The sequence below is a fragment of the Brevundimonas denitrificans genome (assembly GCF_030160755.1).
GTDB classification, from domain to species: Bacteria; Pseudomonadota; Alphaproteobacteria; order Caulobacterales; family Caulobacteraceae; genus Brevundimonas; species Brevundimonas denitrificans.
In genome coordinates, this window is the sequence record NZ_BSOY01000072.1 from 1 (window position 1) to 12778 (window position 12778).

Annotated in this window: 11 protein-coding genes; 9 read left to right on the forward strand and 2 right to left on the reverse strand. The window is 70.2% G+C overall.

The annotated features are described in order from the left end of the window. From QQJ79_RS12995 to QQJ79_RS13010, 4 genes are all read left to right on the forward strand, one after another. On the forward strand, window positions 1-480 hold a 480-nt coding region (locus QQJ79_RS12995), incomplete at its 5' end, for a DUF4893 domain-containing protein (RefSeq protein WP_284223347.1). A 5-nt stretch (window positions 481-485) separates the two neighbouring features. Next, window positions 486-1667 (forward strand): FAD-dependent oxidoreductase, encoded by a 1182-nt coding sequence (locus QQJ79_RS13000; protein ID WP_284223348.1) that lies wholly within the window; start codon window positions 486-488, stop codon window positions 1665-1667. Window positions 1668-1720: 53 nt separating this feature from the next. Then, on the forward strand, window positions 1721-2440 hold the full coding sequence (locus QQJ79_RS13005; protein WP_284223349.1) for a DUF4893 domain-containing protein: 720 nt from the start codon (window positions 1721-1723) through the stop codon (window positions 2438-2440). Window positions 2441-2507: 67 nt separating this feature from the next. After that, entirely contained in the window at window positions 2508-2912 is a 405-nt protein-coding gene (locus QQJ79_RS13010) for an SPFH domain-containing protein (protein ID WP_284223350.1), read from the forward strand. A 6-nt stretch (window positions 2913-2918) separates the two neighbouring features. On the opposite strand, the gene QQJ79_RS13015 is transcribed toward QQJ79_RS13010, so the two are convergent. Continuing rightward, on the reverse strand, window positions 2919-4532 hold the full coding sequence (locus QQJ79_RS13015; protein WP_284223351.1) for a serine hydrolase: 1614 nt from the start codon (window positions 4530-4532) through the stop codon (window positions 2919-2921). Window positions 4533-4599: 67 nt separating this feature from the next. After that, window positions 4600-5247 (reverse strand): LysE family translocator, encoded by a 648-nt coding sequence (locus QQJ79_RS13020; RefSeq protein WP_284223352.1) that lies wholly within the window; start codon window positions 5245-5247, stop codon window positions 4600-4602. A 293-nt stretch (window positions 5248-5540) separates the two neighbouring features. Here QQJ79_RS13020 and QQJ79_RS13025 point away from each other — a divergent pair, with 293 nt between their 5' ends. The 5 genes from QQJ79_RS13025 (at window position 5541) to QQJ79_RS13045 (ending at window position 12422) form a co-directional block, all read left to right on the forward strand. Then, entirely contained in the window at window positions 5541-7811 is a 2271-nt protein-coding gene (locus tag QQJ79_RS13025) for a TonB-dependent receptor domain-containing protein (RefSeq protein ID WP_284223353.1), read from the forward strand. A gap of 123 nt (window positions 7812-7934) precedes the next feature. Then, window positions 7935-10523: an ATP-dependent chaperone ClpB gene (gene clpB / locus QQJ79_RS13030; RefSeq protein WP_284223354.1), complete on the forward strand. Its 2589-nt coding sequence runs from the start codon at window positions 7935-7937 to the stop codon at window positions 10521-10523. Between the two features lie 72 nt (window positions 10524-10595). After that, entirely contained in the window at window positions 10596-11030 is a 435-nt protein-coding gene (locus QQJ79_RS13035) for an HXXEE domain-containing protein (protein WP_284223357.1), read from the forward strand. Window positions 11031-11440: 410 nt separating this feature from the next. Continuing rightward, window positions 11441-11782 carry a GIY-YIG nuclease family protein gene (locus QQJ79_RS13040; RefSeq protein ID WP_284223355.1) on the forward strand — a complete coding sequence of 114 codons (342 nt, stop codon included), beginning with the start codon at window positions 11441-11443 and terminating at the stop codon, window positions 11780-11782. Between the two features lie 31 nt (window positions 11783-11813). Then, window positions 11814-12422, forward strand: a complete 609-nt coding sequence (locus QQJ79_RS13045; protein ID WP_284223356.1) for an SOS response-associated peptidase family protein — start codon at window positions 11814-11816, stop codon at window positions 12420-12422. Window positions 12423-12778: the final 356 nt, after the last annotated feature.

Consider the following 12778-nt stretch of genomic DNA (forward strand, 5'->3'; position numbering starts at 1 on the left):
GACGCCGCCTGGTCCCTCGCCCTGCAGCAGGCCCGCCGCCAGCCCGGCTCGGGCGACCTGACCGGCCTCGGCGCCCTGATCGACCCCCGCGCCGCCCGGTCGTCGGTCGCGCCCCCGCCCGGCGACTATCGCTGCCGCACCGTCAAACTGGGCTCCCAGGGCGGCGAGGACGGCCTCGGCTACGTCGTCTACGGCTGGTTCGCCTGCCGCATCGAACAGACGCCGCGCGGCCTGAAATTCTCCAAACTGACCGGCAGCCAGCGTCAGAGCGGCCTGCTCTTCCCGGAGAACGACCGTCAGATGGTCATGCTCGGCTCCCTGTCGCTCGCTTCGGAACCGCCCGCCAACTCCTACGGCCAGCGTCCCGACCGCGACCTGATCGCCGTGCTCGAGCGGATCGGCGAGCGCCGCTGGCGGCTGGTCATCCCCTGGCCCCAGGCCGAGTCCAACCTCGATCTGATCGAACTGGTCCCGGCCTGAACGCTGTGGCGAAGATCGCCGTCGTCGGCGCCGGGCCCGCCGGCCTCGCCGCCGCCCTCATGCTGGCGCGGCAGGGCCGGGACGTCGTCGTCTTCGAACGCTTCGAACAGGCCGGGCCGGTCGGGGCCGGCTTCATGCTCCAGCCGACCGGCCTCGCCGTCCTCGACGCCCTCGGCCTGACCCCGGCGGTCGAGGCCATGGCCCAGCCTGTCGATCGCCTCTTCGGCCGCGAATTCCGGCGCGGCCGCATCGTGCTGGACGTGCGCTACGCCGATCTCAATCGCCCGCGCCCGGCCCTCGGCGTCCATCGCGCCGCCCTGTTCGATGTCCTGTTTCGCGCCTGTGTCGACGCCGGCGTCCGCTTCGAGACCGGGCGTGAAATGATCGCCGTCGATGCGGGTCGACTCGCGGACGCGCGCGGCGTCGCCACCCCGGCCTTCGACCTCGTCATCGACGCCTCGGGGGCGCGGTCGCGGATCGCCGCCGGCCATGGCGCGGCGCCCCGCCCGCTGGCCTGGGGCGCCCTGTGGGCCACGGTGCCCTGGCCCGGCGAGCCCTTCGACCCCCGCGCCCTGCAACAGGTCTATCGCGGCGCGTCAAAGATGGTCGGCGTCCTGCCCGTCGGCGCCCGGCCGGGCAGCCCCGACCGCCTCGCCACCTTCTTCTGGAGCCTGCGGACTGAAGACCACGCCGCCTGGCGGGCCGCCGGTCTCGACGGCTGGAAGGCCGAAGTCCGCGCCCTCTGGCCCGAGACGGCCGGCCTGCTCGAAACCCTGACCGATCCGGACCAGCTGACCCTCGCCCGCTACGGCCACCACACCCTCGCCCGGCCCGTCGCCGACCGGCTGGCGATCATCGGCGACGCCGCCCATTCGACCAGTCCGCAACTGGGGCAGGGGGTCAACATGGGTCTGCTCGACGCCTGGAGCCTGACGCAGGCCCTGTCGTCGCCCGCCGATCTGTCGTCCGCCCTGTCCGCCTATGCCGCCGCCCGACGCTGGCACGTCCGCCTCTATCAGGCGCTCAGCCTCGGCTTCACCCCCTTCTACCAGGCCGACGGCCGCATCCTGCCGTGGATCCGCGACCATCTGCTCGGCAAGGCGGCGCGCCTGCCCCTGTCGCCGCGCCTGCTGGCGGCCACCGTTTCCGGCCTGCTGCTGGATCCCCGCCCGCGCGCGGCGGGTTGAACCCCGGCGCGGCTCGATCGTTCGGGTCTCCGGACCGTATGGAGTTTCCCCGGATGCGAACGCTCGCCGCCGTCGTTTCGCTCGCCGCCCTGCTCGCCGCCTGCGGAGACCCGACCGACGACCGGGCCGCGCCTCCTCCAGCGGCGACGGACGATGCCTCGGCCGCGGCGGACGGGCCGGCCTCTCCGCCCGCACCGCCCGCGCCGCCGCCCGTAAAGGGCGAGCAGGGCGGAACCGCCGACTGGCGTCAGGTCGTCTCCGCCGACCACGCCGCCAACCTCGGCCGCCTCGACCAGGCCTGGCGCCTGGGCCGGGCCGAGGCCGAGGACAAGGGGTTCGCCGAACAGGTCGAGGCGCTCGGGCCGCTGGTCGACCCCAACGCCGGTCAGCAGGGGCGGCTTCAGCCGCCGCCGGGAACCTACCGCTGCCGCACCATCAAGCTCGGGACCAACAGCCCGGGCGGACCCGGCTACCTCGAATATCCCTTCTTCCGCTGCACGATCGAACTCACCCCCGGCGGCGACCTGATCCTGACCAAGATCACCGGCTCCCAGCGCACGCGCGGCCTGCTTTATCCGGATACGGATCGTCGTCTGATCTATGTCGGCGCCGCGGCCTGGAGCGCGCAGGAAACGAGCTACCCCGACTATGGCGACGATCCGCTCCGCGATCAGGTCGGGGTCTTCGAACGCATCGGCGCCGCGCGCTGGCGCCTGGCCATCCCGTGGCCGAAGGTCGATTCCAAGCTGGAGATCCTCGAACTGGTCCGCTGACGCCCTTGACCCCCGGGGCGCCGACCGCGAGGCTCGCGACGCGGGGTGGTCCCGTCAGGAGAGTCTCATGCGCGGCGTCAGCATCACCATCGGCTCGGTCATCGCGGTCGTCATCGTCCTCGCCATCGTCATGATCGGCCTGCCCACCTACAACGTCTATTCCAAACAGATGCAGGGCAAGGCGGCCTACGAACAGGCCGTCCAGGACCGCCGCATCCGCGTGCTCGAAGCCCAGGCCGCCCTCGACTCGGCCCAGCTGACCGCCCAGGCCGAGGTCGCCCGCGCCCGCGGCACCAACGAGGCCAACCGCATTATGGCCGAAAGCCTCGGCGGTCCCGAAAACTATCTGCGCTGGTCCTATATCCACATGCTGGAAGAGACCGCCGGCAAGCCGGGCCGCGAGGTCATCTACATCCCGACCGAGGCCTCGATGCCGATCCTCGAGGCCAGCCGGTCGCGTCCGGCGGAGTAGGGCGCCTCAAACCTTCCTCAGTCGCAGGTCGTGGTAGTCATAGGAAAAGTCCGCATCCGGACTGACCGCCTTCATCATCGCCGACACCGGCCGTCCGTTCTCCAGCGTGAAGGTGATGAAGACGTCCTCTTCCCGCTTGTCCGGGAACCGCGTCCGCAGCGTATCGCCGTCGTAAGGTTCGACCGGCCCCTGCAGCGCCGGCGTCCGGCTGAAGCTCAGCCACAGCTGAAGGTCCCGCGCCTGGATGGTGATGTCGCCGTACCAGGGATCGCGCCAGGTTCCGGCATAGGCCGCCAGCGGCAGGGAGGGCGGCGCGCCCGCGGCCTGTTTCGCATCGATTTCCGCCGCCGCCGCGACCGAGGCCGCGTCGCCCTCGCGCTGCAGCCGCTGGCCGTCGGCGATCCAGTCGAAGCCGGTCTTGCCCATGACGATGTCGGAGATGCCGCTGCGCAGGGCCCGCGTCAGGAAGCTCTCCTCGGCGTTGGTGAAATAGGAGAAGCCGGCGTTGCGACCGGGGATCAGCACCGTCCCCGAGACATAGCCGGGGGCCCCGCCGCCATGGGTGATCATCCGCTCGCCGCGATAATCCTGCACCTGCCAGCCCGTCGCATAGGTCGAGGCGATGGCGCGTCCGGGCAGGGTCTCGGTCGGTCCCGCCGAGTTGGAGATGATGATGTTGGGCCGCCACATCTCATTGGCCCGCGCTTCGGAATACAGCCGCGTCCCGTCCGGCAGGGCGCCGCGCGCCAGCTGCACCGCGATCCATTTGGCCCAGTCGACCGGGGTGGTGACGAAGCCGCCCGCGGCCCCCGCCGAGGACCAGTTCCAGACCTCCTGGATCGACTGGCCGATGGTCTGCATCTCGCCCTGGTAACGCAGCGGCGGCCCGAGGCGGCCGTGCGGCAGGGCCGACTTCGCCGGATCGGCGGCGGTCATCAGCGGCAGGGTCTCGGTCATGCCCAGCCGGTCGAGAATCCGGGTCTGGACGAAATCCTCCCACGCCAGCCCTGAGGCCGCCGCCACCACTTCGCCCGCCACCACGAACATCAGATTGCAGTAGTGATAGCTGGTCCGGAACGTGTCCTCGATCGGCACATGCGGCACGGCGGCCATGATCTCGGCCCGCGTCCGGTCGCTGTTGGGCCAGAACAGCAGGTCGCCCGCGCCGAGACCGAAGCCGATCCGGTGACTGACCAGATCGCGCACGGTCACCATGTCGTTGAGCTCGGGCTTCGACAGGCTGAACCCGGGCAGATAGGTTCGCACCGGCTCATCCCACTTCACCTTGCCCTCGTCGATCAATATGGCCAGGGCCGCGCAGGTCACCGCCTTGGTGTTCGAGGCGATGGCGAACAGGGTGTGCTCGTCGACCGCCGCCCCGCCGATGGCGCGCACGCCATAGCCGCGGGTCAGCACCGGCTGTCCGTCCTTCACGACGGCGATCGACACGGCCGGCTGGTCCGGGAAGCCGGCCATCACCCGCTTCACATAGGCGTCGACCTGATCCGCCAGCGAGGCGCTGTCATTCGCCGCCGACTGCGTCCAGCCGATCGAGGGCAGGGCGGCCGCTCCGGCCACGGACGAAATCAGCGCGGCGCGCCGGGTGAGGCGGATGGACATGCAGGGACTCCGGACAGGGTTCGGCGCGGACGCTAGCCCGCCCGCGCGGAGCCTGTCCATCGCCGCCTTAGCCCCGCGTCTCCCAGGCCATCCACGCCGCCACGAGGGCGATGCCGCCGGCCATGACCGCGCGCAGCACCGGCCCCTGCACCCGTGTCAGCAGCCACCCGCCGGCGCCCGCCCCGCCGAGCACGATCAGCGAATGCACGGCGACGGCCACCGCCAGATGCAACCCGCCCAGCGTCAGCGCCTGGGCCAGCGGCGATCCGTGATCCGGCCGCATGAAGGTCGGCAGCAGGGCGACATAGAAGACCGCCGCCTTGGGGTTCAGCAGATTGCCGGTCATGCCGCGCAGGAACAGGCCGCGCAGCGTGCTGTGATCGTCGCCGTCAGCGGCGGCCGGGTCGCTGTCGCCGCGCCACGCCTCCCACGCCAGCCACAGCAGGAAGACCACGCCGGCCCAGCGGATGATCTGATACAGCGGCGGCCAGATCAGCAGCGCCTGGGTCAGGCCGAAGGCGGCGGCCAGCATCCAGACGGCCAGACCGACCGTCACCCCCGCCACCGCCGCGAATCCCGCCGCCCGCCCGCGCGCCGCCGAGATCAAAGCCAGCCAGCCCATGTTGGGACCGGGCGTCAATTCGATCAGGGCCGCCGCCAGCAGAAAGGGTGCGATGACGCCGGGATCGACAGGCCAGGCCGCGTGGGGAATCAAATGGGCGCTCCGGTGACCACCTTCGAGGGTCTGTCTCCCGACCTATCGCCTGCCCGGCGGGAAGACCAGAGACCGGACGCGACCGCCCCGGTTCTCGGCCCCGAACGCCCGGGACGTCGCTGTCCGCCCGCCGTCATCCCCGTCCGCGACGCCCCTCAATCTGCGGCCGAAAGGTGGCCGGTTCTGACGGCGACGTCATGAAGAAGATGTAACTCGCTCCGGCTCCGGCCGGACGATATGGAAAGGAAACTTGACGGGCTGCACCGCCCGACCACGCGCAGGGGGCGCACGTCATGACTTCAATCCGGTTCCTGCTGCTCGTCGGCACAGCCCTGGCGACATCGTCGGGCGCGGCCTTCGCCCAGACGCCCGCTCCCGCGACCCCGCCCCGGACGCAGACTCCTCCGCCCGCGCCCGCTGCGGCCGCTCCGCAGGAAGAGGCTCCGGCCGAGGACGCTGAAGAATCCGAAGACGCGGCGGCGCTCGACGACGTGGTCGTCACCGCCCAGCCGAACGAGGTCCGCACCTCGATCGACTCGATCAGCTACAGCCTCGCCAACGACCTCCAGGCCACGACCGGGACCCTGGCCGAGGCCTTGCGCAATGTGCCCTCGGTCGAGGTCGACCCCGACGGCAATGTCAGCCTGCGCGGCGACGCCAATGTCACCATCCTTGTCGACGGCCGCCCCTCGAGCCAGTTCAACGGGCCCAGCCGCGGCCAGATGGTCCAGCAGATCCCGGCCAGTCAGTACGCCCGCATCGAGGTGATGACCAATCCGTCGGCGGCCTACAGCCCCGAGGGCTCGGGCGGCGTGATCAACCTGATCTCCAAGCCGAACACGCCTCGCGTCGGCCAGACCACGACCGGCTCCCTGCGGGCCAATATCGGCGACGGCGGCCGCTATAATTTCGGCGGCAACATCGCCCATGTGATCGGCAAGACCACCCTGTCGGCCGACATCGGCGTGCGCCATGACGCCTTCCTGCAGGAGATCGAACGCACCCGCACGCGCTTCGACGCCGGTTCGGGCCAGTTCCTCGAATCCCGCCAGACCCAGAACGTCGACGGCGATTCCGACAACGTCTTCGTACGCTTGGCGGCCGAGCATAATCTCGATGACAAGACCCAGATCACCGGCGACATCCGCCACGTCGACGTCGACAGCTTCGCCGACGCGGTCGAATTCTTTGAGGCGGACGCCGCCGGCGGCGGTCTGGCCGCGGCCTTTGAACGGAACTCGGGCGGCGGCTTCTCGGGCACGTTCCAGGGCGGGTCGGCGCGGGTGCTGCGCCGCTTCAACGACCAGGGCCACGAGTGGTCCAACGAGATCCGCTACGACCGCAACCGCTTCGTCTTCGGCTTCGACACCGAGGTCGACCAGCAGATCCCCGCCCTGCCGTTGTCCTATGAGACGATCGAGAACCGCAACCGCCAGAACCAGATCGGCTTCACCAGCGCCTATGTCCGGCCCACCGCCGACGGGGGCCGGCTGCGCGCCGGCTACGAGCTGCAGGCGGTCAATCTGGAGCTCGACAATTTCGTCGCCCGCGGCCCCAATCCGAACGCCCTGGTCATTGACCCGATCGTGTCCAACGAGTTCCACGTCGACCAGCAGGTCCACGCCCTCTACGCCACCTTCGAGCGGCCCTTCGGCGAGAAGTTTTCGGGCCAGTTCGGCCTGCGGCTGGAACAGGCCAATATCGACCTCGACCAGGTCACGACCAACATCCAGGCGTCCAACGACTATTTCCGCGCCTATCCGACCATGCACCTGCAGTACACGATCGCCGACGGCGAGACCCTGCGCGGCAGCTACAGCCGGCGCATCCAGCGGCCCGGCCCGCAGGACCTCAACCCCTTCCTGACCTATCAGGACACCTTCAACTACCGCTCGGGCAATCCCGACCTGCTGCCGCAGGAGACGGATTCGTTCGAACTGACCTGGCAGAAGCGCGTCACGCCGGCCTTCTACCAGGCCACCCTCTACTACCGCGACACCCAGGACGCCTTCACCCCGGTGACCACCGACCTCGGGACCGGCGTCTTCCTGACCCGGCCCGAGAACCTCGGCTCCAGCCGCTCCATGGGCCTGGAGCTGGTCGCCAACGGCCAGCTGCATTCGACCCTGCGCTACAACGCCAGCCTCAACGCCTTCCGTCAGGAGATCGACGCCGCCGGCCTGCCCGGCGCGGTCGACAGCGAGGGCGAGAGCGTCTCGGGCCGTCTGACCCTCAACTGGCAACCGACCGAGAACGACTTCGTCCAGTTCTCCGGCATCTGGACCGGCGACCAGCTGCTGGCCCAGGGCGTGCGCGAGCAGGCGACGCTGGTGAATTTCGGCTACCGCCACAAGATCAACCAGGACTGGTCCTTCCAGGCCACCGTCCGCGACGTCTTCGACGACTTCGGCTCGACCACCACCCTCCAGACCCCGACCTTCACCGACCGCACCAGCCAGACCTTCGGCGGTCGGGCGGCCTATATCGGCCTGACCTGGAGCTTCGGCTCGGGCCAGCGGCGGCCGGAGCAGTTCGACTTCACGGCCCCGACGACGGGCGGGTGACCCGTCGGCGGCGGCCCCCCCTTGTGTGACCCGATCGCCACACCCAGATTTGCGGCAGCTCAAGGCGTCGCTTCCTGAAAGGGCGTGCTTGGGCGCACAGTCCGCCTGATCAGGGGAGCCGCCGTGAATCTCGACCTCTACTCCGACCGCGCCAAACAGGCGGTCCAGTCCGCCCAGTCGCTGGCCCTGGCCCGCCGCCACCAGCAGTTCGCTCCGGAGCATCTGCTCAAGGTGCTGCTGGAAGAGCGCGACGGCCTCGCCCGCAATCTGATCACCGCCGCCGGCGGCGATCCGGCGAAGGCGGAAACCGCGACCGAGACCGCGCTGAAGAAGCGCGCCCAGGTCACCGGCGGCTCGGGCCAGATCTATCTCGACGGCGACACCGCCCGCGTCTTCGCCTCGGCCGAGGAGGCCTCGAAGAAGGCCGGCGACGCCTTCGTCACCACCGAACGCCTGCTCTCGGCCATCGCCCGCGAGGGCGGCGTCGCGGCCGAAGTCCTGAAATCCGTCGGCGCGACCCCCGACAAGCTCGACGCCGCCATCGCCGAGGTCCGCAAGGGCAAGACCGCCGACAGCGCCGGGGCCGAAGACGCCTATGACGCCCTGAAGCGCTACGCCCGCGACCTGACCCTGGCCGCCCGCGACGGCAAGATCGACCCGGTCATCGGCCGCGACGAGGAGATCCGCCGGACCATCCAGGTCCTCGCCCGCCGCACCAAGAACAACCCCGTCCTGATCGGCGAGCCCGGCGTCGGCAAGACCGCCATCGTCGAGGGCCTGGCCCTGCGCATCGTCAACGGCGACGTGCCCGAGAGCCTGCGCGACAAGACCGTCATGGCCCTCGACATGGGCTCCCTGATCGCCGGCGCCAAATACCGCGGCGAGTTCGAGGAGCGTCTGAAAGCGGTCCTCGCCGAGGTCACCGCGGCCGAGGGCGGCATCATCCTGTTCATCGACGAGATGCACACCCTGGTCGGCGCCGGAAAGGGCGACGGCGCCATGGACGCCTCCAACCTGCTCAAGCCCGCCCTCGCGCGCGGCGAGCTGCACTGCGTCGGCGCCACCACCCTCGACGAATACCGCAAGCACGTCGAGAAGGACGCCGCCCTCGCGCGCCGCTTCCAGCCCGTCTTCGTCGAGGAGCCCTCGGTCGAGGACACCGTCTCCATCCTGCGCGGCATCAAGGAGAAGTATGAGGTCCACCACGGCGTGCGCATTTCCGACAGCGCCATCGTCGCCGCCGCCACCCTCAGCCACCGCTACATCACCGACCGCTTCCTGCCCGACAAGGCCATCGACCTGATCGACGAGGCCGGCAGCCGCGTGCGCATGGCCGTCGACTCCAAGCCCGAGGCGCTCGACGAGATCGACCGCCGTCTGGTCCAGCTCAAGATCGAGCGCGAGGCCCTGAAGAAGGAGACCGACAAGGCCTCCGTCGCCCGCCTCGAAAAACTGGAAGACGAGATCGCCGACCTCGAGGGCGAGTCCGAGGACCTCACCGCGCGCTGGAAGTCCGAGAAGGAAAAGGTGGGGCAGGGCGCCCAGCTGCGCGAAACGCTCGACCGCCTGCGCGCCGAACTGGCCGCCGCCCAGCGCGCCGGCGACCTCGGCCGCGCGTCGGAGATCGCCTACGGCCAGATCCCGCAGATCGAGAAACAGCTGGCCGAGGCGGAAGAGAATGAGGCCGACAAGGCCGGCCCCCTCACGCCCGAGGTCGTCGACGCCGAACAGATCGCCCAGGTCGTCTCCCGCTGGACCGGCGTCCCGGTCGACAAGATGCTGGAGGGCGAGCGCGAGAAGCTGCTCAAGATGGAGGACGCCCTGCGCGCCCGCGTCGTCGGTCAGGACGAGGCCCTGACCGCCGTCGCCGACGCCGTGCGCCGCGCCCGCGCCGGCCTCAACGACCCCAACCGCCCGCTGGGCAGCTTCCTCTTCCTCGGCCCCACCGGCGTCGGCAAGACCGAGCTGACCAAGGCGCTGGCCGCCTTCCTGTTCGACGACGAGGCCGCCATCACCCGGATGGACATGTCCGAATACATGGAGAAGCACAGCGTCTCCCGCCTGATCGGCGCCCCGCCCGGATACGTCGGCTATGACGAGGGCGGCGCCCTGACCGAGGCCGTGCGTCGCCGCCCCTATCAGGTCGTCCTGTTCGACGAGGTCGAAAAGGCCCACCCCGACGTCTTCAACGTCCTGCTCCAGGTGCTCGACGACGGCCGCCTGACCGACGGCCAGGGCCGCGTCATCGACTTCAAGAACACCCTGATCATCATGACCTCCAACCTCGGGTCGGAGGCGCTCGCCAACCAGGGCGAGGGCGACGACGTCGAGGCCGTCCGGCCCTATGTCATGGAACAGGTCCGCGGTCATTTCCGCCCCGAGTTCCTCAACCGCATCGACGAGATCATCCTCTTCCGCCGCCTCGGCCGCGACCAGATGGCCGGCATCGTCCGCATACAGATGGCCCGGTTCGAGAAACTTCTGGCCGACCGCCGCCTGACCATCTCGCTCGACGACAGCGCCTACGCCTGGCTCGCCGACAAGGGCTACGACCCGGTCTATGGCGCGCGTCCGCTCAAGCGCGTGATCCAGAAGGACCTCGTCGACCCGATCGCGAAGAAGCTGCTGGCCGGGGAGATCGAGGACGGGTCGGTGATCGCCGTGTCAGCCGGGGAGGGCGGGCTGAGCATCGGGAAAGCGCGGGTGCACTAGGTCCGGCAGCCAGCCGAGCGGGGCTCGAGAGCCCTTCGGACGTGCTAGGCTCCGTCCATGGTTCCTGGGCGGATGCAGGATGGGGCGGGGAGGCGTCGGACGGCCGCGTCGCTGCTCTTCGTCGCCGTGCTTCTGCATAACCTTGAAGAGGGCGTGACCTATGCCGCGACCCGGTCGGAAGCCACGCGGCTCGCTCAAGTAATATGGCCGACGGTTCAGCTCCCGACGGCCGTCGTGTTCCAGGCGGCCCTGCTGGTTCTGACCGCCGCGCTCGGGGTCGCGCTGGCGTGGGGCGCGACGACCCGGCGAGACCGTGATGCCTGGTTCATCCTGAAGCTCATCGCCTCCGTCCTCGTCGTGAACGTGATGGTTCCGCATGTGCCGGCGGCGATCGTGCTCGGCCGATACGCGCCCGGTGTGATGACGGCGGTCCTCATCAATCTGCCCGTGAGCCTCTGGATTCTGGCCCAGAGGCCCGCGCCGCCACCGGATCGGGCGCGGGCGTGATCGGGGGCGACGACGCGAGGGCGGGGCCCCGGACCGAGGCGGTGCGTCGTGCGCGCGCCTCCCTCTCCCGTTGGGAGAGGGCTTGAGCGCACGGCGGCGCAGCCGTCGTTCTGGCGAAAGGGTGTGGGTCGACGGTCCGGGGGCGGCTTCGCCGCATCCACCAAACCCATCCCCCGCTATCGTCATTCCGGGCGGCGAGGCGCGCAGCGGCTCGGAGACCCGGAACCCCTCGTCATCCTTCGGCCGAGCGAAGCTCGGACCGGGGGAGGCGCGCGCGAGCGCGAAGCTGTCGGGAGCGCGGTCGCTTCCACCATTTCGCCTTCGGCGCCGCTGGGTTCCGGCCTTCGCCGGAATGACGATAGCGGGAGGGGGGGTGGACGCGGCTGATTGCTCGCGGAGAGGTTGTGGCCATGCGCACGGATCGGAAGTTCGTCGCCACCTACATCATGGCCAGCCGGCGCAACGGCACGCTCTACACCGGCGTGGCGGCGAACCTTCCGGCCCGGGTGTGGAAGCACCGCGTCGGGGCCTTCGAGGGTTTCAGCAAACGCTACGGCTGCACCCGCCTCGTCTGGTTCGAGCGCCGCGCCTGGGTCATTGATGCGATCCGCCACGAGAAGCGGATCAAGGGCTGGAAACGCGACTGGAAACTCAGGCTGATCGAGGAGAAGAATCCCGACTGGCGCGATCTGGCCGCCGAGTGGTTTCCCGAGAACGATCCAAACTGGGTCCCGCCGGAGGAACCGGACTGACCTCGGGGGCTCCCTCCGCTATCCTCCCCCCATGTGCGCCTCCTACGAAGCCCGTTTCTCCGTCACCCAGCTGGTCGAGGCCTTCGACAAACACGGGGCCCCGCTGACGTTCCCGCGCGGCCTGCCGAACATCGAGCCGGTCGACGAGGTCCGCCCCACCGACCTCGCCCAGGCCGTCCGCGCAACGGACGCCGCCGCCGAGCTGACGCCCATGCGCTTCGGCTTTCGCGGCCCCGCCCGGCCCGGCGGCGGCAAGCCCCCGCCGGTGATCAATTTCCGCTCCGAGGGCCGCAGTTTCGGCAATGGCGAGACCAGCGGCCGGGCCCTGATCCCCGCCTCGGGCTTCTATGAATTCACCGGCGACAAATACCCCAAGACCCGCTGGCGGCTGCGCGGCGCCGACGGCGGCTTCCTCGCCCTCGCCGCCGTCTGGCGCGCCGGCCGCGACGGCGATCCCGACGCCTTCGCCCTGCTGACCGCTGAACCCGGCCCCGATGTGGCGCCCTATCACACGCGCGGCGTCCTGCCCCTGCCGCCCGACCTGTGGGCCGACTGGCTGTTCGACCGCCGCCCGGCGGAAGAACTGCTGATCCCGCCCCCCGCCGGGACCCTGAGGGCCGAGGCGGCGCCGCGCGGCTGAGCGGACCGCACCGAATCCGCCGCTGACAGTCGGCCGATTGCCAACACATTCCGCGCCGCCAACCTGCTGATTTCGCGCGTCTTCGGAAAAATACAGCGTCCTCAGTCCGCCATAGGAAGGCCGCGTCCTAGACTCCCCCCGTCCCGTCGCAAGGGAGGCTCGCTCGGCCGGCGATCCGAAGCGGCGGCGAGAGCGGTTGGAGCGGGGTCTCGCTGCGCAAGCAGGGAGGCCGGACCGGATCCGGTGGCCTCCTGAGGGCCGGCCGGCCGGGGTGGAGGGCCGGGGGGGATACCCAGGCCGTTCCAGGGATCGGGATCGTCGCCCGACCTGCCCGTCGGAGGCGCTGCGGTAAGGCC

Bases quoted from the DNA above. Each gene is read 5' to 3' on its own strand.
- QQJ79_RS13005 (WP_284223349.1), top strand. From the start codon at position 1,721: ATGCGAACGCTCGCCGCCGTCGTTTCGCTCGCCGCCCTGCTCGCCGCC.
- QQJ79_RS13010 (WP_284223350.1), top strand. From the start codon at position 2,508: ATGCGCGGCGTCAGCATCACCATCGGCTCGGTCATCGCGGTCGTCATC.
- QQJ79_RS13015 (WP_284223351.1), bottom strand. From the start codon at position 4,532: ATGTCCATCCGCCTCACCCGGCGCGCCGCGCTGATTTCGTCCGTGGCC.
- QQJ79_RS13025 (WP_284223353.1), top strand. From the start codon at position 5,541: ATGACTTCAATCCGGTTCCTGCTGCTCGTCGGCACAGCCCTGGCGACA.
- QQJ79_RS13035 (WP_284223357.1), top strand. From the start codon at position 10,596: ATGCAGGATGGGGCGGGGAGGCGTCGGACGGCCGCGTCGCTGCTCTTC.
- QQJ79_RS13040 (WP_284223355.1), top strand. From the start codon at position 11,441: ATGCGCACGGATCGGAAGTTCGTCGCCACCTACATCATGGCCAGCCGG.
- QQJ79_RS13045 (WP_284223356.1), top strand. From the start codon at position 11,814: ATGTGCGCCTCCTACGAAGCCCGTTTCTCCGTCACCCAGCTGGTCGAG.